This is a genomic window from Pseudomonas sp. BIGb0278 (assembly GCF_024809895.1).
Taxonomy (GTDB): Bacteria; Pseudomonadota; Gammaproteobacteria; order Pseudomonadales; family Pseudomonadaceae; genus Aquipseudomonas; species Aquipseudomonas shirazensis.
In genome coordinates, this window is record NZ_JANUEL010000001.1 from 1,244,322 (window position 1) to 1,264,824 (window position 20,503).

Below are 20,503 nucleotides of genomic sequence, written 5' to 3' on the forward strand. Positions count from 1 at the left end.
TGCCATGTCCTTTTTCGATACCCTGCAAATGCAAACCACCCAGGAACGTCAGGCCCTGTTTGCCGTACCGGTCATACGCGACGCGCTGGCAGGGCACGTCAGCCTCGACAGCTACGTGGCCTTCCTGACCCAGGCATATCACCATGTACGCCACACCGTGCCACTGATGATGGCGTGCGGGGCGCGGCTGCCTTCACGTTTGGAATGGCTGCGCGGCGCCGTGTGCGAATACATCGACGAGGAGTATGGCCACGAGCAGTGGGTCCTCAATGACATCAATGCCTGCGGTGGCGACTGGGAGGCGGTGCGTGACGGTCGCCCGGCACTGCCGATCGAGCTGATGGTCGCCTACCTTTACGACTTGATTGCCCGTGGCAACCCGGTCGGGCTGTTTGGCATGGTCAATGTGCTCGAAGGCACCAGCATTGCCCTGGCCACCCAGGCGGCCGGCACGATCCAGAGCACGCTGGCGTTGCCTGACAGGGCCTTCAGCTACCTCAGCTCCCATGGTGCGCTGGACCAGGACCACATGGTCACCTACCGGCAGTTGATGGACCGCCTTGATGATGCTGACGACCAGCGTGCTGTAGTTCATGCGGCCAAAGTGGTTTACCGCCTGTACACCGACATGTTCCACGCGCTGCCGCGTGCGGGCCTGCAAGAGGTGCGTCATGCGCTTGCCTGAGTGTGTAGTGATACTCACCGGCGCCAGCGGAGGCATCGGCCTGGAGCTGGCCGAGCAGCTGTGTGCAGCCGGTGCCCGGGTACTGGCGGTGAGCCGGCAGATGGGCAAGCTCGCCAGTTTGATGAACCGTTATCACGACAGGCTGCTCTGGCAGTCAGCCGACCTGCGCAGCCATGGCGGGCGTGAGCAGGTGCTCGCCCGTGCCCGGGAGATGGGCGGGGTCAATGTCCTGATCAATGCCGCAGGCGTGAACCGTTTCGCCCTGTTCGACCAGATCGACGAACAGGCGCTGGACGAGTTGCTGGACATCAACCTCAAAGCCGCCTTGCAACTGACGCGTGTGTGCCTGCCGCTGCTGCGCGCACAACCCAGGGCACTAGTGGTCAACGTCGGATCCACCTACGGCTCGATCGGCTACCCCGGTTATGCCACCTACTGCGCCAGCAAGTTTGCCCTGCGCGGCTTCTCAGAGGCGCTGCGCCGCGAGCTGGCGGATACCCAGGTGAATGTCATGTACGCCGCCCCCCGGGCAACCCGTACTGCGATGAACAGCACCGCCGCCACGGCGCTCAACCAGGCGCTGAAGGTCGGCATGGACGACCCGGCAGATGTGGCCCGTGCTGTGCTCAAGGCCGTGCAGTCAGAACGCAGCGAGCTTTACCTGGGTTGGCCAGAAAAGCTCTTTGTACGCATCAACGGTATGTTACCCGGGGTGGTCGACCGCGCACTGCGTAAGCAATTGCCGGTGATCCGCCGCTACCTTGCTAGCCATTCCAAGGAGTCGATCAAATGAAACGTCTGTTCATCGCCGGCCTGCTGGCGTTTGCACCGTTCACCTGGGCGCTGGACCAGGCCGGCAGCCAACAATTGGCTAACTTGCAGCAGCGCTGGGCGCAGATCCAGTACCAGACGCCTAAAGACAAACGCGCCGAGGCATTCGAGAAACTGGCAGCCGATGCTTCTACGCTGGTCCACCAGCACCAGGGCTCGGCCGAACCCTTGATCTGGGAGGGCATCATCAACAGCAGTTGGGCGGGTGCCACCGGCGGCCTGGGGGCGCTGGGCAAGGTCAAGTCGGCCAAGGCCAGCCTCGAAGAGGCGATGAAACTCGACCCCAATGCCCTACAGGGCTCGGCGTATACCAGCCTGGGCACCTTGTACGACCAGGTGCCGGGCTGGCCCATCGGGTTCGGTGACAGCGACAAGGCAGATACCTTGTTGCGCAAGGCGCTGCAAGTAAACCCCAACGGTATCGACAGCAATTACTTCTGGGCCGATCATCTGTTCCGGCAAAAACGCTACGCTGAAGCCACCGCTGCCCTGGAAAAAGCACGCCAGGCGCCGCCACGGCCAGGCCGCGAACTGGCCGATCAGGGCCGGCGTGGCGATATCGATGCTTTACTCAAGGCCATCAAGGACAAACAGGACTGAACATGCGGCTGCTGCTGGTTGAGGATGATACCGCCCTGGGCGAGGGGATCTGCGACGGGTTACGCCAAGAGGGCTACACCCTCGACTGGCTGCGCGATGGCCTGAGCGGGCTGCATGCCCTGCAACATGAAGTGTTCGACCTGGTGATCCTCGACCTCGGGCTGCCGCGGTTGGGAGGCATCGAGCTGCTGCGACGGGTGAGGGCAGGGGGCAACAGCTTGCCGGTACTGATTCTCACCGCGCGCGATGCGACCGAGGACCGTATCTCTGGCCTGGATGCCGGTGCCGACGACTACCTGGTCAAACCTTTCGACCTCAATGAGCTCAAGGCCCGCCTGCGCGCCTTGCTCAGGCGCAGCGCCGGGCGGGCAAAGGTGCTGATCGAGCACGCTGGTGTAAGCCTGGACCCTGCCACCCAGCAGGTGCACTACAACGGCGTGCCTGTGATACTGACGCCCAAGGAGTATCGCCTGCTGCACGAGTTGCTGGCACAACCGGGCAAGGTGTTCACCCGTGAGCGGTTGACCCAGCTGCTGTATGGCTGGGACGAGGAGCCTGAGAGCAACACGCTGGAGGTGAACATCTATCAGCTGCGCAAGAAACTGTTCAACGGCCTGATCCGCACGGTGCGCGGTATCGGTTATCTGGTCGAGGCCAAGCTGTGAGCTCGTTGCGCCAGCGCACATTGTGGCGGGTGATGGCGCTGATGCTGCTCGGCACCAGCTTGTTGGCGTTGTACAACTATCACGACAGTCGACGCGAGATCAATGAAGTCTACGATGCTCACATGGCTCAGAATGCCCGGCTGTTGCAGGGGGTAATGAACCTGCCGGTGCAGGATGGCAACCGCGAAAAACTGTATCAGGCATTTAACGAGGCGCTGGGCAAGGCCGGGCGCCACCGTGTGGGCCACCCCTATGAGAGCAAGCTGGCGTTTCAGGTGTGGGGGGAGGGAGCACGGTTGCTGGTGCACACCCCCAGTGCGCCGACGCTCGATGCACCGCCTGCGGCGGCGGGCTTCTACGACTTTGCCAGTGGGGGCGAACAGTGGCGCGGCTTTGTATTACCGGTGCCCGAAAAACAGTGGGTAATCTGGGTGGGCGAGCGCGACGATGTGCGTTACGACCTGATCGACCGCATCGTACGCCATACCCTGTTCCCGTTCCTGCTTGGCAGCCTGGGCCTGGCACTGTTGGTCTGGGCGGCCATCGGCTGGGGCTTGCGCCCTTTGCAGAACATGGCCGATGTGATTCGTGGGCGCCATGCCGACTCCCTCGAACCCCTGCAACTGGTGCCGTTGCCGACCGAGCTTGAGCCTATGCAAGCCGCCATCAACCGCCTGCTGGCGCAGATCGATGACCTGCTGCGGCGTGAGCATCGCTTCATTGCCGACGCCGCCCATGAGATGCGCACGCCGCTGGCGATCCTGCGCCTGCATGCGCAGAACGCACAGGCCGCCAGTACCAATGCCGAGCGCCAGAAAGCCCTGGGCTTTCTGATTGGCGGCGTGGACCGGCTGACCCGGGTGGTCAACCAGTTGCTGACCCTCGCCCGGGTCGAGCCGCGCCTTGGTCGGCGCGCCACCACCCGTGTCGACCTGGGCGACGTGGTCACCGATGTGCTGGCGGATCTCACCCCCTGGATACTGGATCGCGGCCTGGAGCCCTCGCTGGATCTCAGCGAAGGTGACCATGGCCTGATGATCGATGCCGGAGCGTTGGGCATCGCCTTGCAGAACCTGGTTTCCAATGCGGTGGAGCATTCACCGCCTGGCGGGCGTATCACGGTATCACTGAAGCGCCTGGCCAATTGCATCGAACTGGTTGTCGAAGATGAAGGCCCAGGTATAGACGAGGCGAATCTTGTGCGGGTATTCGAGCGCTTCTATAGCCGCAATAGCCCCAATGGGGCAGGGCTGGGGTTATCCATCGTGGCCACTATTGTCGAGCGGCTGGGTGGGGAGGTGCGCCTGGAGAACAGGGCCACTGGTGGGCTGGCTGCCATCGTGTCGCTTCCCTTGCAGTGAGCTGGCCGATACTGTCTCAAGGGTCTCTAGAAGGTGCTGCTCAGCAGCCAACCGAACACGCCGCAGCCCAAGACAACCAACCATGCAGGCCACTTCCAGAACATCAGGGCCATCAAGGCGATCAGCGCCCACGCCAAGTCTGCTGGCTTGGCTATGGCGCTCGTCCACACCGGTTGGTACAAGGCAGCCAGCAGAAGCCCGACCACGCCGGCGTTTACCCCGGCAAGCGCTGACTGGCTGCGGGCGCTGCGCCGCAGTGCTTCCCAGAAGGGAACTACCCCGATCACCAATAGGAAGGAGGGGGTAAAAATGGCGAGAATGCCAACGGTCGCGCCCACCCAGCCGGACGGCTGCACGCTCATGGATGCACCCAGGAAGGCTGCAAACGTGAAGAGTGGGCCCGGTATGGCCTGCGCCAGGCCATAACCTGCGAGAAAAGTGTCATTTGCGACCCAGCCATTGGCCACTGTGGCCGACTCAAGCAACGGTAGAACCACATGCCCGCCGCCGAATACCAGCGAGCCTGCGCTATAAAAGGCGTTGACCATTGCCAATGCTTGCGAGGGCCAGATGCGGGTCAGTAGCGGCAAGCCCACCAACAAGGCAAAGAACAGTGCCAGCGCAGCCAGCCCGGCCTTTCGGCTGACTGAAAACGGCAGCTCTTCCCCTGCCGGGGAGCCCGGAGGCTTGAGCAGGATCAAGCCTGTGATGGCCGAGCCTGTGATCACGGATATCTGCCCGATCGCGTTGGGCCACAGTAGCGCGGTACAGGCAGCGAACAGGGCGATGGTTACCCGCGCAACATCGGTGCAAAGGCTACGTGCCATGCCCCACACCGCTTGGGCCACCACGGCGACTGCGACGATTTTCAGGCCGTGCAACAGGCCACTTGGGGCGCCACCTCCCCATGCCCCCAGGCCCTGAGCACACAGCGTCAGCAGGAGGGCCGATGGCAATGTGAACCCTGCCCACGCGGCGACAGCGCCCGTGAACCCCGCTCGTGACAAGCCCAGAGCGATGCCGACCTGGCTGCTGGCGGGGCCGGGAAGCAGTTGGCACACGGCGACCAGCTCGGCATAACTGCGTTCACTAAGCCATTGGCGGCGCGCTACAAATGCTTCACGAAAGTAACCCAGGTGCGCAATGGGGCCACCGAAAGACGTCAGCCCCAGGCGCAAGAACACCAGAAACACCGACCAGGCAGAGTCGCTGGGCTTCACGCCGCAGTGAGTGCGTTCTGACAAGGCAGGCTCCTTGGGTGAGTGATGCTGCAGTTTTTGGCGGGGAACAGCTAGCCTCGAGGATTGTTGAGGCGAGTAGACCCAGGGCCGCCCGGTTTCACAGGCACTGAAAATCCTCCGAAAAGCCCTCAGAACCCATACTCATCGTGCAAAGTTTGCTGTTCACCGCCTACGCTGTCCAGAGTCTTGGTTAGCAGGAGGCACCATGAGCAATTTCCCTATCGTTGCTACCGTCCTATCCATGGTTTTGGGCCTTTCTGTCACACGCCTGCTTCTAGGGGCGCTAACCGTCTTCCGAATCCGTCGCAACGCTGCTCCAGACTGGGTGGCTCTGGTCTGGGCGGTCATGCTCTTCACCACCCAGATGGATTTCTGGTGGGCGGTCAATTCGCTGCCGCAAGTCAGGGCGACCTTCTCGTTCCAGGAGTTTTTGCTGTTGGTGCTGCTGGCACTTGCGCTGTTCGTTTCCTCGGCGCTGATCTTGCCCAGCCGCAGCGAGGACGAGCGCGAAGGGCTTCGCGTGTACTTCGAGCAGGATGGCCGCTACGCGCTGTTATTCTTGTCGGGCTATTACCTGCTTGGGTTCATCGTCAACATTCTGTTGTTCGGCGTTTCGCCCATGGCGCTTTGGGGCGCCTTTGACGTGGTCATGATCATGTTTCCGCTGTGTGTGTTTGCCGCCAGATCGCGCAAGGCCTATGCGCTGCTGACCGTGGCATTCGCGCCTCTCAATATTGCAGACCTGGTGATATCGCTAGTGACGTGACCGAGGTCTTGCGCTGCGCGGGATTGAAGAGGCATTCGTGGATGTGCGCCTCGGCATGCGCATTACCGGCTTGTACCTGCCGGGGCAGGGCTGCCGCTTTTACGTCGACGGTTAATTCAGTCGCGAAATCGCCGACCTGGTCTTTGCCAGGATGATGGATGGGCCGGTACTGGAGGGGATCCGTCAGTTGCTCACACTCTGCGGCACTGGTGATAAAAGATCGCGTGCCCGCTGGCCTTGGTAGGCGAGGGGAAGGCCAACGGGATCAGTTGGGCGCTTTGAACGTGGGGTTCATGGAGCGCTTACGGTCGTTCAATTTGGATGCAGAGCTGAACGCCATGGAGCAGGCGGGTAGGGGATGTGTAATCTCCAAGCCGCACGTGTTCACGACTGACCGGCATCAGGCGAAGATTATCAAAGGCTTCCAGGTTTAGTATCAGCAATATTATTCGAAGGCAATGAACGGAGTGCCGCCGATCAATACCACGTCGCTTACGTCTCGCGCGCTTTCGGGGTTCGGCAGGAATGTTGCTTTGGGAGGTGTAAATTCGGACACCGATAGCAGTGTGGTTCGCAACGTGCCGTTTTTGGAAAGATTCCGGGCTGAAATGGTTGGTCAACAGCACGTCGACTGTGAAGTCTGAAACCGAGCTAGTTTTGTTGCTTACGCCGCGATTGGTAGATACCCCAATATAACTACACTAAATGACTATTTAGCATAGTTATATAATTTAGCTATTAGAGTGGAGTAGGGCAGACCTAACCTTAAGAGGATTTTCCGGCCTTTAAGAGAGCCTGGAAAGCTTCTGCAGTGGCTTGTTCCGCCTCTTTGATTTGGTTGAGAACCGCCATAAGGTGCTGGGAAATTTCTTCTTCTAACGCCGAGCCTGGTAGATCAGCTAGCAGGCTCGACATCTTTTTTAGACGGTTCACTTGTGAGAATGCATTCGCAAGCCTGTTGTTGACTGTCTCGCTGAAGATGTCAGCTTTATCTAAGAATTGAGATGGTAGATCGATGGTGATTTTCGACGCTTGAGCAGCCAAATCTTTTCGGGCGCTTTCATCATTTAGCACGTCCAGTAAGTATGTTTGGTCGCTATCAGAAGGCACTACATAGCATCTGAATTTTGCGATTTCTATCTGGGTAGCTCCAACCGGTGTTGTCATGATCTGAGCTAGCAGCTTCGCGCTTGCGGCCCGTTCACGTTTTCTTTGAGCCTTGTCAAAGCTCCAGATAATAAGTGCGATGATTGCAGCAGCAGCCGTTGCGACAGCAGCCACAGCGTCCCAGTCGATTTTCCATTCTGTGCAAAGCCACATGCAATTTCTCCGTCAATTGGTGAGGCAACGTTTGTCGGGCGGCATTCAAGCACGCAGTGATCAGCATCGCCAAGCTGAAAGCAGGAGGCGCCGTCAGGCTACAAATCTGACCACCAGAGCCCCCCAACTCCGCATAGGAATGTTCGCATAATGTATATTATGTTAAATATGGTTCTACGTCAGATATGTTCATAAGTGTTGTCTGTCTCCACTAACCTACACAGCCGATTCCACAAACTCCCGTACTCGTTGCAAATCAGCATCCAGGGCACCCAAAGCTCAAGCATTTTGTCATCTCCCGTTTCTCAAACCTGCGAAGCCCTATCAGATTCACCGCCGCCCAATTCATTCCTATACCGCTTTTCCATCACGACGCTGGTGAACTCAACGACCTAAACATCTTCACCAAAACAGTGACCATCACTAACTTAGCTATCACTACACGTCACTGATCAGGTCACGCACTGCTGAACTAAATTCACGCTATAAATACAGCATCAATTTCCCTTTCATTTTTCTTTGCTAACCTGAAGCCAACTTCAAACCGACCCCGAATACCTCAACGAGATTGTAGCTCGTGGGAGCGCTTATGGCGGTACCGTTCACTCCATTCCCTATTTTCGCGCCGTATGAACATTGGAAGCCCGTCGGCGCAACCGATGTTCCGGAAAACCTAGCCGTCCGACGTAGACTCGACGACGTCGATCCAGCCTGCCAAGCGTATCTGAGCATCCTGTACTGCTCGCATTTCCTGGAATATTCATCACACCGGTGGGCCCCAGCTCGGGCCAAGTCTCTCTATACCCAGACCTGCCGATTCCTCGAGCAGATGCTGAATTGGAGCTTTAATGCTGGCATTTCACTCTTAGCCTGGGAGACGCCGCATTTCCTGCAGTTTCTCGAACTCCTATGCCATCCCCCGATTTCATGGTGTTCAACATCGTCACACACCAAATACGGAGGAACTGCAGGACAGGCCTTCAAAACCCGGCCCATCAATGAGCGATGGAAGCTCTTTTACCGACATATTGACAGTGCGGGCGCTGCCAAGCCTACCCGCAGAGACATGCAGCGCTGCGCTAAGATCGTGAGGGATTTCTTCGATTTCTACATCTCGGATGCCACCGCCGACACTATCACCGACAATCGTTCGGCAAATTTTTCGGACAGCGGCTCATCAGCCGGTTCTGTAGGAAAAGCTCAAACGACAGCCAGAAATACCGCCAAAAACGACGTTAAAAATAGCCACTCAGGCAATGCTTCAACTTCCCAGCTCAGAGTGAACTGCGCCCAAGCCGCCCCGACTGGTCTCTTCAAGACCTTGGCTCAAAGCCGGCCATTAGTGAGCCACGAGCCTCACGAGCTGGATTGGGCGTTCCAGCAACTGGTGGACGGTGCCGTTCCGATATTACGGTCAGAGCAGATACTCTTCTACATGGCAATTGCCCGATTTTCCCGTATAAAAATTTCGCATGTACATTCCTTGAGCCAGTTTCAAAGGAACTCAGACAGTGGCTGGACTTTCGAGAACGGTCTGCCATCTGGCGCTGTAATGGAACTTACCTCCGAATTTTCGGCTCATCTGGAGCGTTACCTCAGATGGTACTCAATTGATCTTTGTGAACCAGTGCCAGTACTGCCGGCTTTCCCTTCGAATGACGGCAGCATCAGTTATGCGACTGATACGCTCAAGTCGCACCTCAAACAATTTCGCAAACGGCTGGCAAGTGCGGCTAGCGTTTGTGCCGACTCGGCGATCGCGAGAGCCGAAACTAATTTCGCAGGCATGACATTCACCACGATTCGAAGATCTACGATATTCACTTGGAAGACCTATGGGGCCGAGTTCGTTAATCAGCGTCGACGCGAATGGGTCAAACGTTCCAAGTAGTCACTGGTTGAATCTCCGTAAGAGATCGCCCTATTCGCCCGCGCTGACTTCAATTGGCGTGGCTCTACGAGCACGGCTGTAGTGAATCAAGCCGCCCGCTGGGCGCGCGTCTTGACCCTGGCGGGCTTACATCCTCACGCCTGCGCGCTCCGCTTGCGATCGCCATCAAGGGAAATCTTTGCCTGGGACAGATGTGCTACAACCAACCGGCGACTTGGCTGCCTCGGCAGATTGCAGATTGCTGCCGAGGCTGAAGGCACGGTGGATTGGGTAGTAGTGTTCCCGAGCCCACAGCACCCTATGCACCAGGAGTTGTGGATCAACGCCGGTCTGTCTGATCTTTTCGGTTCACAGGGCGTTCCTCAGAGCGTCGGTGATACTCAGTGGTTGGCGGCGGCGGTGTCTTGTTTTCTTGATTCTTGGGTTTCTGATCGTTGCTCATGCAAATAGCTCCTTGCCGATGTTGATTACTGCCAACAGTGACAACGCCCAGGCGGCGTAGACAATCTCGTTGTAGGCAAAATCTAGAGGTATGGATTTCTCGTCGATGGCTGACTTCAATTTTTCCAACGTATCTATATAGCAGTTGTATACATGCTGCTGGTGATCTGATGCCTCAGCCGCTTTAAGCCATTCTACAGTCGTACGACTGAAAGGTAGCGTTGGGCAGTCTCGAATCCTCAAGGCGCTCAGAGCATGGCCCCACGAGCACACCACACAGAAAGCTGCAGCGAAAAAGCACCCAAGCGCAATGAAGTCCCACGGGCCGTTGAGAGTGAAGAGCACCCTCCCCTTGGCGCTGACGAGTGCCGTCAATGCGGCGATTACTACCGAAACAGCGGTCAGGAACTTAGCACATTTGTTTTCGAAGTGATCGAACCGGGCGTGCTCGTCCTTGTAACGATCTTTCAGGTAAGCCAGGGTGTCGTCCATGAATGTGTCCGTCTGGCCGTCTTCAATTTGGAGGCGGCGAGTCTCAAAAATACTGGTCAAGCGAAGCGCGGATAAGCCAAGCTGCCACTACAACCCCATGGGGTTGGGGGAAGTCATGAGCTCAAATCACTATCGCAGTGTAGTGCGTGGCCACCAGCAGCGAATCGCTCGCCTAAGAGAGTCACACTCGCGAAAAATGCATGAAGCGGCGAAGCATGGTGAATCCGCACGAAAGGCCGCGGTGGAGGCAACCCGGGCTCAGTCTGCTTCGACCGCCAAAACAAAGCAACAGCAGGCTCAAAGGTACGACGGTCAAAGAACCAAGGCCGAGACAGATGCTGCAAAAATCATTGCAGAGATTAAACGCGAGATGGTTCGCCTTACTGCTGATCAGCAGCGACTAGACAAGGCCCTGGAACGTGAGCAGATCAACGAAGCTCGTAAGCTCAAGGCTGAGCAGGCACGTCTTCAACGGAAAACTCTCCAGGGAGCCCAAGCGCAGAGTCGCCAGCTCGGTTCTCTTCAAATTGGTCTCGCCCATCAGGTGGCTCGTGCAGAAGAGCTCGAACGGGAGTTGGCAAAGCTTCAGGAACTACCTGAGGAAATCCAGATTCTATTCTTCGGTGCTGATCCCGGCCGCAAATCTCAGAAAGCGTTGGATCTGCAAAACGAGATTCGTCAGATGAACGCCCATATTCGCGCCTCGAAACACCGCGACGCCTTAAAAGTAGATTCGCACTGGGCAGTGCAAGCTGAAGACATACTCCAAGCTCTGGATGAACGCGAGCCTGCAGTCATCCACTTTAGTGGGCATGGCACCCCTGGTGGACACCTAGTGGTGGAGACACCTACTGGTGAGCCTCACGTGGTTCCCTTACAAGGGATGCTGCGCGCGGTGGTCGGAAGCAAGAAGTACCTAAAAGTCGCTGTATTCAACTGCTGCCACTCCCATGAATTGGAGGAACAATGTTCCAAGCACATTCTCGCCGCTATTGGCATGGATGGCGCTATCGCCTACGCAGCAGCAAAAGACTTCGCGGCGCGATTCTACGCGTCGATAGGCTTCGGACAGGACGTTCCCCAGGCATTTGATAGGGCCGTCACGCAGCTAGAGATGAAGTACCCTGGTGAGGCTCATATCCCTCAACTCTATGTGAATCCGCTGGCGGGTGAAGGCGATCTGACGCTGGTCAAACCCTAAAGCGGGCAGATTCTGATAATCACAAGGGGCCAGCACCATAAAAGGAGTGCTTCGGCTGCTGTAAAGACGGTGACCGATACAGCAAGGGATTTTCGAGCAATGCCTGACCAGACATGTGCCCCAAGCATTACAAGCCAAGATCTCGTGCGAATAGCTTGCAACGAAGGGTATCTGGTACCAAGCCATCTTTAACGAGTTTCTCCAATAGTGCGTAAGTAAAGTCCACCCATGAAGCGCCTGGGTGATTCCAACTCGCGTCAGGCGTCCAGATGAACGCCTGTCGATCACGTTGTCCTTTCAGATGTGCCAGCGTTCTTATTGCTACAGCGCCCTTCCCTCCAAGGATCTCCGCTGGCTGATTAAATGCTGGTGAGGGAGACCTGAAGGCCCTTCGTAGATGATCGTGATAGGTTATCGTGGAGGTGGATTTCTCCAGAATAAATTCGAACATCGAAGATATTTCTTTTACAGAGTACGCTAAGCTCGCCGCCCGCCAGATCAAATTCACCTGTTCAATGTAAAAGCCGTACTCTAGCGAGGACTGCTGCACACTGGAATAGAGACTACGAACCTCAAGAGGGATGCCTGTGCCAGCCGGCTTGAAGGCGTTTTTTGCTTGAGTGATATCCGTTCTGTTCCATTTTTGCTGGTTATATACAGCTGCTGAGATTGATACGATTTGTTGTATTTCAGCGACTGTTACTTTGCTGTTTTTATTTTTCCTCAACCCTGACTTCATCTCACAACCTCGCGTTAAGTTAGCGACAGCACGCTCTACAGTGCCGGCATAAAGGCCATTACAATGCTGGATCTGATAGCCTGCGCTTCTAGCGGCATTCGTAACAGCGGTGGAACATAAGGCACTTCCAAAGCGCAACACTACCTCTGATTTACCGCCGGTTAATTTTGACGCCTGCCAGGAAGAAAAAGCTTCTATCAAAACATCCTCCGGCTTAGAGGATGTACTCACTGCCTCGCGAATAACACAACCACAAATTGGATCAATAAGGAGCGTCAATTTTGGGCGACCAATTTCTGTGATGCGATCATTTTCATACACCATAACATTAAGTGTAGTGAATTCGATGACTGGTGCCGCCAAGTGAGATTTCATTGACTGGCCTCTTGAGTTTAATATTTACGGGCATCTAGGTGTTGTAATTTGCTCAGGGCGACGTTTCCGCTCTGCGCACTTGCCCGCGCAGTTGAGCGAGATCATTCGCTGTCGTCGGTGTAATATCGTTAAGAACCAGTTACTGTGCATCATCCAAATCAAAATGTGGATCTGAATTGCGCTGCTCTTTTTCAAGCAAATGAGAGGACTCATAGCCAAGATAGCTGCGACTATCTCCCGAATCGCGAAATAAGAAGTCTCTACCTTGGTCGATGCCAAAACAGCGGCAGAGCGCTGGACGGCATTTTCAAATAACCTTGTCATAAAGAAAATTCCGTGCAGAACCTGATGAGCAAAGTGAGCAGATGCTTGTGCTGACAGGATTAGTTCTTGATCATTCGAGTTTGAGGTTAGAACGTAAATTCGGGCTGTCAAGAGGACATTCGTGTGCGCACCATGTTGCAATCAGGAGTTGTACGATACGAAAGAAGCATTTAATTAATTATTGAGGATTCTGTTGCTCGCCGCCAGAGGTTAGATGAAAAAAAGCCCACTAAGTAGGCTATTCAAGGCCTGCATAGAAAACGTAATAAAACCAATTGGTTGCGATCAAATGGATGCAGGCGGTTTAATCTACTAAGTGTACTTTTTGAGCGAAATTTTCAGCCCCCCTGCCCCCTCGTCAATGGTGATTTTTTCAGTTGGCTTCAGACCAGCGGCACAAATAGCCAAGGCCATCCTTGTCACGGCAACAGTTAATTTCCATTTCCGAGGCCGTCTTTGGAAATCACACTGCTCAACTTTCTCTAGCGGGTACCGTATTTGATTGCGTGCCAGCTGGCTCCAAAGGCATTCTGAAGAGAGTATGCAGCTCCCGCCGATGTTTTACGTGCATACATTCTAATTACAATAGCCACGAGATTGAAAATGTCCGTCAGCAATATACATGCTCCATCCACCAAGACAAGAACAAGCACGAAGTGGTTTAGCAGGAATCGTCTTCCCCCCCGCCCTTAAACGACTCATAAGTCTGAGCCAATTTCAGGCGATAGGTTGGTTTTTCACGTTGGTAGACACTATGTCCAAAGGTTCCTATCTAGACCAGTTAAACGCGATGTACGCGTTTGACAGAGAAGTCGAGCAATTTTATTTAGGAGATTTTGCTGCGCTACACCTACTGACCTCCGCAACTTGGAACGACAGAGTGACTGCAGCTTGGTGTTTGGTTAGTGCGGAACAGCGAGCGATTGCCAGGCAATTTGTGGCAGCCGAGGCACACAACTTTTGGCCTGACACGCAATTCTGTAATCCTGGCTGGGACGAGTATGTTCAAGCAAGGATCACCGCTATCAACGCAGGCGAGACGGAGCGCACTGAGTTTGAGATCGTCAGTTTTGTTGGTCAGCCTGCGCGTGCCCGCCTTGATTTTACGCAGTAGTAAATAATGACAGTGATGTTGCTGTCATCTAACCCACTTGGCAATGACTAGTCGTTCTGACCGCCCTCGCGGGCGTCATTAAGGTCGGTGAGAGAGCGGACACTGCGGCGATCAAGCAACTGGTCGATGGCGCTGTTTCATGGCTTAAGCGATGCAATGTCCAGCGCGCAGTAGCGTGCGGTTAGCTAGTAAGTCTGGCAGTGCACTGCCCCCGCCGAGTTATTGAGCACTTGGGAGCATGCGCAGCTTGAAAAGCTGCTGGGGGCTGCGTAGTCCGCCATCGAAGATCAACAGAGGTTGGCTAAGTGGACATTCGGCTTTCGCTGGGGTTCGAAGGTCGCCCTTTCTGGCTGCCGCCCTGCCCCAATGGCCAGCTACAGAGCTATCGTCTAGTCAGGCAACGACCCCATGATCCAAGCGCCTGATGTACTCAATGGCCGTATCCGTCTCCAGCCTGGTCGTGACCATAGCGACAGGAGCTTTGCCGCCAAATGCTTTTAACGGACGCGACATCCAGTGCATCGCTGCGTCGATATCACCGCCATACAAGCGCTTCGCGGCGTCGAGCACCTCCAAATAACGGGCCTGTTGATCGGGGGGCAAAGTGCTCATGAGTACGCTCCGTCTGCGGTCTGATCCTAGACTACACCATCGCCATCCGTTCACTGCCTCCCCCCTTATAGGCGAGCGTGGTGCCAGTTTCAGGCGTGCCTATTACTACGATCCCGGCAGGTGGTTATGTTGGCCTGAGGCTGGCGTCTCAGGAAAATGTGTAAACCAGTTTTTTGACGTGTAAAGCTGGGTGGTTTACACATCAAAAAATTGGTTTACACACCGGGTCGAGGGCGGTTTCAAGCGAGATCTCACTTCTCTCCCGGATTCCCTTCCCGTATCCCACCGCGTATCAGAGTGAGCGTGTTTTTGTGCATTATTAATATTCCTGTGCCAAGTAAACTTGGAGCATTTAGATACGGGTAACGTCCATATATTGGACGTCAGGCGACGTAATGCTCACACCATCGCGCTTTGCACAATGGCACTGTCGACGAACTGCTCCATGCTGACAATCTTGCCGCCCTTGAGCAGATAAAGATGGGCGAATGTTGCGCTCATTGCCTTTCCGGTCTTCAAGTAAATTCCAGAGTAAACTCCGAATGCAGCAACCCTCTCACCGTCTTCCATATACGTGTGGACTGTGGCCTTATAGTCTTTCCACTCCGTCGCCAAACGCTGAAAAACCCCCTCAAGAATTTCCGTCGGCCCCGTGTAGGTACCTGCATAAGGGAAGCCAGCGGCTTCAGTCCATTTAGCGTTCGGAGCAAGAGCGGCGAGCAGATGTTTGCCGTTTTCCTCAGACGCGCCTTCATAGGTTTCGCGGATAATATCCAGATTGGTAGTCATGTGGCTTATCCCCACTTCATTTCATTTTTAGCGACTTTAGCGCCGATTTGCAGTGCGATCCCCATTCCAGCATCAGGGTATCGTTTGGTCATTGCTGTGATCAGCGCAGCGCTGTCAGTTGCTTTGCCAAGCTCTTGCTCAAATGCAATCAGGTAGTCGCGAGTGTATTTAACAGCCGATATATCTCTAGCCGCTGTCGATGCCATATGACCAGGAACTACTATTGAGGGCTTTAACGCAATCATCGCTTCAAGATTGCGGACCCACGCAGCACGACCTTCGGCGCCGGAAGTGTCGGCAGTCCACACGTGAACGCCAGCAAACACCAATACCCCGCCAACAATGGCATTCAGAGACGGCACCCTAAGGTAGCGACGATTAGCCAAGCCGGTTGCGTCGATGATCTCGATATCTTGCCCTTCAACCGATATAGTCCGACTTTCGAATGCTTTAGGCATCACGATGTCCGCCAGGGTTTGGGGGCCGTTGTCTTTCAGTTGTGGGCTCCAAGTAGCCAGCTTTTTTTCTACATTGGCTTTGATCGCCGCCACCGTGGCAGAAGCAGCTATTACCTCAGCACTCGGAAACGCTGCTTTGATGGGGGCGAGCCCAAAGTAATAGTCAGGATCGCTCTGGCTAATGTAAATATGGGTCAGTTGCTTGCCACTGCGCTTAATGGCTTCGGCGACGGATCTACCATCAGACAGAGTAAAACCGCCATCGATTAAAACGGCTTCACGCCCTCCTGATATCAAGACCGGCGCGCGGAAAAAACCGTGCTCACCAGCAGGAAAAGGCTGGAAGGTCAGTTTGGCCGGTGCCGCCCAAGCTCTGTGGCCTAGAATGGTCGTTGCAGCGCCCGCTGCGGCGACCGCTTTGATAAATGTACGTCGTGTTGCCATGAAATTTCCCCAGTTAGACGCTTGTACTGCCAGGTCACTACCAGCAATGTCTTATTTCGCTACTCAAGCCGCTTCGATCTGACGACAAAGATCATCAGGATCGGAAAACAGCGTATGGGTGACCAGAAGCGAACTCGATCCGCCGGACTCCAAAATCAGAGTCGGCACGCCACCCGCGCCAAAATTGCGCATCAACTCCTGCGCATGGGTGATGCGCTTAGCGTTAGTGCTGACGATGTCGCTATCGGAACGTGCAACCAAATTCGCAGCCTCATCAAGGCCAAGCGCTTTCAGCACGCCAACCAATACCGGCTCCGAGGTGACATCACTACCGTCCACATAGCGAGCATGCTGGATCGCCTTGAGCGCTGCGTATTCTTTGCCCGGGACAGTATTCGCCACTGCTGTTAAAGCCAAGGTGGCGGGCCCGCTATCAAAAATTTGTTTACGGTCAGCGAGCACGCCGTAGCGATAAGCTGCTGTGAACTGCTGACCGGTCACTCTTGCGATGCGTTCATCATTCATCCATGCGTACGAAGCAAAGTCGTCGTCCATCTGCCTGGCACCAGCACCAGAAAACAAACCTGTAGGCATAAGCTCAAGCCTTGCGCTACCAACGCCAATAAGTGCCGACAGTGCTGGTATCGAGCCATAACACCAACCGCATAGTGGGTCATAGAGGTAGTAAAGGGTCTTATTCACGATGACTCTCTAGTAAAGTTTTCACTAGGCTAAGCCTTCTTGATTGACTATTAAATGCGTACATGATATATGCAGTGTATGGAAAAAACATACAATCAACGCGAGTCAGGGCTGGGTAGTTTTGGAAATCTCAGGCGTCTGACCTATTTTGTTTCCGTCGTAGAGACAGGCTCATTCACAGCGGCTGCCGAGCGCCTAGGCATCACTAAAGCGGTTGTCAGTCAGCAAGTCTCGCGGTTGGAGCAAGAGTTCAAGACGTCGCTACTGGTTCGTACGACTCGCAGCGTTAGAACTACAGAGACGGGTCAGGCTTTCTACTTACGCTGTGCGTTGATCCTGGCTGACGCAGAAGACGCCTTCGACCAACTGGCGGAAGCCGCCACGACCCCTTCCGGCACCCTACGCCTTACCGCGCCCTTCGACTATGGCGTTGGTGTTGTCGTACCAGCCATTGCTGAGTTCACGCAGCGTTACCCTCTCTGCAAGGTTGATGCGAGGCTGAGCGACCAGACGTTGGACTTAATGTCGAGCAATATCGAACTCGCTATCCGAGTAGGCTGGTTGGCCGAGACAGGTCTGCAAGCTAGGCAAATTGGTACCTTCAAGCAATTACTTGTCGCCCCTCCTAGCTTGGCAGACCAGGTAGCAGTGCTAACTTGTCCTGAAGAGGTCAGCAGGTTCCCTTTCGTGGCAAATACTGCTTTGCGGGAGCATCTTCGCTGGACTTTCACTTTAAACAAGAATGAACACCAAACCGTGAACATGCAGGCGTCCATATTTCTTGATGCAACACTCGCTGTGCGAGAAGCGGTACGCCAAGGGGCAGGTCTTTCAGTGATGCCAGACTACACAGTAGCCGACGACCTTGCTAAGGGGCGTCTTGTCCAGGTATTACCGCAATGGCAATTACCCGTCGGTGGCATTCACGCGGTATTTCCTGCTGCACGCTTTCGCCCTGAAAAGGTACGCGCGTTTGTCGAGCTTTTGGAGCGCAGAGAACGGCAACGACGGCGTACCGATAAATAATGCACTGATGTGATGCTCAGCAGATTTTATCATTATCGGAGCCCCCTAGTATTATCAAGCAAAGCTGCCTGACACTGACGGTATTTGTTCTGGAAAACACCCGGATACGTGGACGAAGGGTTTTCTGTCGCAATACATAAATAAACCAGCTCAATAACTCCGGTGGTTAACTCCTCCGGCAGTAACATAAAAACCGCCTCTCATCTCCGACAAAGAGATGCCTTCAAATATTGGATTTAGTCGCGTGTAATTAAGTATTCCAAGGGAAAGCTGCCAAAACTAATATTGAGAACGGCCATAGATACGCTTTTCACTGCCTTTTCTTCCTTTCGAGCCCAATCACTTGGTCGATACTACGACACCGCATTGATCAGGAACTAGCCGTTGCAGGGAATTCTTTACCCTCCAGCTTCTCCATAACTAACCCAATGAATGCAGACACTGCAAGCGGCAAATGTTGCCGACTGGGGTAAAGCACATGTAGGCCGTATCCGGCTCTATGGTACTGCGGAAGCACAGACACAAGCCGCCCTGTCTGAAGATCAGACTTAGTCATGGCGGGCGGCAGTAAAGCAATTCCTAGCCCAGCCAACGTCGCCTTGCGCAAAGCTTGGGCGGTGTTCCCATTGAACCGGCTAGTGACCCGCACCTCTTCTGCTCCACCGTTTGGCCCGCAGAGAACCCAGGTGGTGACGCCGCTGGGATGGCCAAAACTCACACAGTCATGATTGACCAGATCTTCAAGCGAGTTAGGCACACCTCTTTTTGTAAGGTAATTCGGGCTGGCCACCAGACCTTCGTTACCAGCGCCAAGAAGCTGGCGACCGACATATCCCGAGTCCTGCAGCGCTCCACCTCGAAACGCTATGTCGATACGATCAGCGATCAAATCGGCGCGTGCATCACTCAGGACAAAGTCGACGTGTACCCGCGGATGCGCGTCAAGAAAATCGGCCACCCACTCCATAGGAAAAAAGTCGAAGAAATCAGCCATTGCCGCAATGCGCACAGTGCCACTTGCCTCGTGGTTTCCTGTCATCAGCTGCTCACCAGCGTCAATCAGACCTTCCACCGCTCCATAGCATCGCTCGTGAAAAGCCTCGCCAGACTGGGTGAGTGTGAGCTTGCGCGTAGAGCGCTGCAGCAGCCTCGTACCGAGTTGAGCCTCAAGCTGTTGAACCCGCCGGCTTAAGGTGTTTGAGGGCATTCCTAACTGCCGTGCTGCCTCAGCGAAACTGCCGCTGTGCACGACTTTTACAAACAATGCGACGTCATTCAGATCGATCATCTCGTTGCCACTCACTCCAATAATGGATCAGTTCAATCCAATTATGCCATCTAATAAAGCAATCAACAGACGCATATCCTTCAGTCATCGCTGCAGCTGACCTTCAGTTGCCGGAATCTCCTAAGGACTCACCGTCCCGGCTTTTCTGCATCACTGAGTTCACACGCACCTAGTCCTGGCAGCCGGCACTCCGCTCGACGACCTCATCTATCGGCAAGGGAGCGCCAAATTCTGGAGAAAACATATGACCGCCACCGTAGTAGTTCGACAACGCGCCATTGTCCATCGTACTGAAGGAACCACACATGGCCCCATAACGAGGCTTATGAGTCCAGGTGATCTAGGAGAGCTGTTGAAACCGTTTATTTTCCTGGACATTTTCAGCCTGAACGCCAGTGGTAGTAAGTCGAGTTTCGGCATGCATCCGCACTCAGGAATCGCAACGGTTACCTTCATGACAAAAGGGGATGTCTCTTATGAGGACACCACTGGGGCGACCGGTTTACTGCTCGCGGGTGGTGTTGAGTGGATGCAGGCCGGCAATGGGGTGTGGCACGACGCTACGCTAGCAAGTGAGTCCGCAATACAGGGATTCCAGCTCTGGGTGGCATTGCCGCCGCCGCTTGAAAACGCTCCCGCGATGAGTACCTATCTTGATCCGTCGCAAGTTCCACAAGTGGGCCCAGCACGGGTACTACTGGGACGTTATGGGGCAGCCCAAAGCCTGATCGAAGTACCGAGTGAAATGAACTATCTCGCCGTGAGTTTAAAAGACGGTGAGCACTGGCGTTACACCCCACCGTCCGGTCACAACATTGCCTGGCTCGCGGTTAGTTCAGGGAGTCTGGATGCAGGAGGGTTGGTCAATGTCGGCGAATTAGCTGTGTTCGAAGAGTCAGAGCACCACATCAACTTCATCGCGAAAGGCGATTGCTCTTTCGTGATGGGCTCGGCGGTAAAGCATCCGTACGACCTGGTAACAGGTAACTACTCGGTTCACACGAGCAAGGCGGCTCTGGCGCTGGGCGAAACGGAAATACAGCGGATTGGCACACGGCTGCGGCAGCAAGGACGGCTCAACTAGCGCCGCTCAACCCGGCGTGAAAATCATCTCGACGATAACTTTCCAACACCCCAA

The 20,503-nt window shown here is 55.0% G+C and carries 20 protein-coding genes; 11 read left to right on the forward strand and 9 right to left on the reverse strand.

Translation table 11 applies throughout. From position 1 onward, the window contains the following. Positions 1–4 precede the first annotated feature (4 nt). From M2396_RS05660 to M2396_RS05680, 5 genes are read left to right on the forward strand one after another with little or no spacing between them, the layout of a single operon-like run. Positions 5–685: a TenA family transcriptional regulator gene (locus M2396_RS05660; protein WP_259073656.1), complete on the forward strand. Its 681-nt coding sequence runs from the start codon at positions 5–7 to the stop codon at positions 683–685. Further along, positions 672–1,478: an SDR family oxidoreductase gene (locus M2396_RS05665; protein WP_101319368.1), complete on the forward strand. Its 807-nt coding sequence runs from the start codon at positions 672–674 to the stop codon at positions 1,476–1,478. The genes M2396_RS05660 and M2396_RS05665 overlap by 14 nt, the downstream gene beginning before the upstream one ends. Then, positions 1,475–2,116: a hypothetical protein gene (locus M2396_RS05670; RefSeq protein ID WP_101319366.1), complete on the forward strand. Its 642-nt coding sequence runs from the start codon at positions 1,475–1,477 to the stop codon at positions 2,114–2,116. Before M2396_RS05665 ends, M2396_RS05670 begins: the two co-directional genes overlap by 4 nt. Positions 2,117–2,118: 2 nt before the next feature. Next, entirely contained in the window at positions 2,119–2,781 is a 663-nt protein-coding gene (locus M2396_RS05675; protein WP_101319364.1) for a response regulator, read from the forward strand. Further along, positions 2,778–4,142 (forward strand): sensor histidine kinase, encoded by a 1,365-nt coding sequence (locus M2396_RS05680; protein WP_259073659.1) that lies wholly within the window; start codon positions 2,778–2,780, stop codon positions 4,140–4,142. The genes M2396_RS05675 and M2396_RS05680 overlap by 4 nt, the downstream gene beginning before the upstream one ends. 26 nt (positions 4,143–4,168) lie before the next feature. Here M2396_RS05680 and chrA read toward each other — a convergent pair whose 3' ends face one another. Then, a complete protein-coding gene (chrA, locus tag M2396_RS05685; RefSeq protein ID WP_259073660.1) occupies positions 4,169–5,386 on the reverse strand; it encodes a chromate efflux transporter in 1,218 nt (405 codons plus the stop codon). 202 nt (positions 5,387–5,588) lie between these two features. Between chrA and M2396_RS05690 the strand changes: the two genes are divergently transcribed. Then, on the forward strand, positions 5,589–6,149 hold the full coding sequence (locus M2396_RS05690; RefSeq protein WP_150571610.1) for a hypothetical protein: 561 nt from the start codon (positions 5,589–5,591) through the stop codon (positions 6,147–6,149). A gap of 765 nt (positions 6,150–6,914) precedes the next feature. On the opposite strand, the gene M2396_RS05695 is transcribed toward M2396_RS05690, so the two are convergent. Beyond that, positions 6,915–7,469 (reverse strand): hypothetical protein, encoded by a 555-nt coding sequence (locus M2396_RS05695; protein WP_259073663.1) that lies wholly within the window; start codon positions 7,467–7,469, stop codon positions 6,915–6,917. A gap of 589 nt (positions 7,470–8,058) precedes the next feature. On the opposite strand from M2396_RS05695, the gene M2396_RS05700 reads away from it, so the two are divergent. Then, positions 8,059–9,360, forward strand: coding sequence for a hypothetical protein (locus M2396_RS05700; RefSeq protein ID WP_259073665.1), 1,302 nt, complete (start codon positions 8,059–8,061; stop codon positions 9,358–9,360). A 438-nt stretch (positions 9,361–9,798) separates the two neighbouring features. Here M2396_RS05700 and M2396_RS05705 read toward each other — a convergent pair whose 3' ends face one another. Then, a complete protein-coding gene (locus M2396_RS05705) occupies positions 9,799–10,293 on the reverse strand; it encodes a hypothetical protein (protein ID WP_259073667.1) in 495 nt (164 codons plus the stop codon). Between M2396_RS05705 and M2396_RS05710 the strand changes: the two genes are divergently transcribed. Further along, positions 10,292–11,494: a hypothetical protein gene (locus M2396_RS05710; protein WP_259073669.1), complete on the forward strand. Its 1,203-nt coding sequence runs from the start codon at positions 10,292–10,294 to the stop codon at positions 11,492–11,494. The genes M2396_RS05705 and M2396_RS05710 overlap by 2 nt on opposite strands. Positions 11,495–11,621: 127 nt before the next feature. Here M2396_RS05710 and M2396_RS05715 read toward each other — a convergent pair whose 3' ends face one another. Next, positions 11,622–12,608, reverse strand: coding sequence for a hypothetical protein (locus M2396_RS05715; protein ID WP_259073672.1), 987 nt, complete (start codon positions 12,606–12,608; stop codon positions 11,622–11,624). A gap of 946 nt (positions 12,609–13,554) precedes the next feature. On the opposite strand from M2396_RS05715, the gene M2396_RS05720 reads away from it, so the two are divergent. Beyond that, positions 13,555–14,046, forward strand: a complete 492-nt coding sequence (locus M2396_RS05720; protein WP_259073673.1) for a hypothetical protein — start codon at positions 13,555–13,557, stop codon at positions 14,044–14,046. Positions 14,047–14,439: 393 nt separating this feature from the next. On the opposite strand, the gene M2396_RS05725 is transcribed toward M2396_RS05720, so the two are convergent. From M2396_RS05725 to M2396_RS05740, 4 genes are all read right to left on the reverse strand, one after another. After that, complete coding sequence (locus tag M2396_RS05725) at positions 14,440–14,658, reverse strand: antitoxin Xre/MbcA/ParS toxin-binding domain-containing protein (RefSeq protein WP_259073675.1); 219 nt, start codon at positions 14,656–14,658, stop codon at positions 14,440–14,442. Between the two features lie 399 nt (positions 14,659–15,057). Continuing rightward, the gene (locus M2396_RS05730) at positions 15,058–15,447 is read right to left on the reverse strand and encodes a nuclear transport factor 2 family protein (protein WP_259073676.1); all 390 of its coding nucleotides are present in this window, start codon (positions 15,445–15,447) and stop codon (positions 15,058–15,060) included. Positions 15,448–15,452: 5 nt separating this feature from the next. Further along, positions 15,453–16,349, reverse strand: a complete 897-nt coding sequence (locus M2396_RS05735; protein WP_259073678.1) for an MBL fold metallo-hydrolase — start codon at positions 16,347–16,349, stop codon at positions 15,453–15,455. Positions 16,350–16,412: 63 nt separating this feature from the next. Beyond that, positions 16,413–17,051 (reverse strand): DsbA family protein, encoded by a 639-nt coding sequence (locus M2396_RS05740; protein ID WP_259073679.1) that lies wholly within the window; start codon positions 17,049–17,051, stop codon positions 16,413–16,415. A gap of 78 nt (positions 17,052–17,129) precedes the next feature. Here M2396_RS05740 and M2396_RS05745 point away from each other — a divergent pair, with 78 nt between their 5' ends. After that, complete coding sequence (locus M2396_RS05745) at positions 17,130–18,077, forward strand: LysR family transcriptional regulator (protein WP_259073681.1); 948 nt, start codon at positions 17,130–17,132, stop codon at positions 18,075–18,077. Positions 18,078–18,447: 370 nt separating this feature from the next. On the opposite strand, the gene M2396_RS05750 is transcribed toward M2396_RS05745, so the two are convergent. Then, positions 18,448–19,365 carry a LysR family transcriptional regulator gene (locus tag M2396_RS05750; RefSeq protein ID WP_259073683.1) on the reverse strand — a complete coding sequence of 306 codons (918 nt, stop codon included), beginning with the start codon at positions 19,363–19,365 and terminating at the stop codon, positions 18,448–18,450. A 244-nt stretch (positions 19,366–19,609) separates the two neighbouring features. On the opposite strand from M2396_RS05750, the gene M2396_RS05755 reads away from it, so the two are divergent. After that, on the forward strand, positions 19,610–20,449 hold the full coding sequence (locus tag M2396_RS05755; protein WP_259073684.1) for a pirin family protein: 840 nt from the start codon (positions 19,610–19,612) through the stop codon (positions 20,447–20,449). Positions 20,450–20,503: the final 54 nt, after the last annotated feature.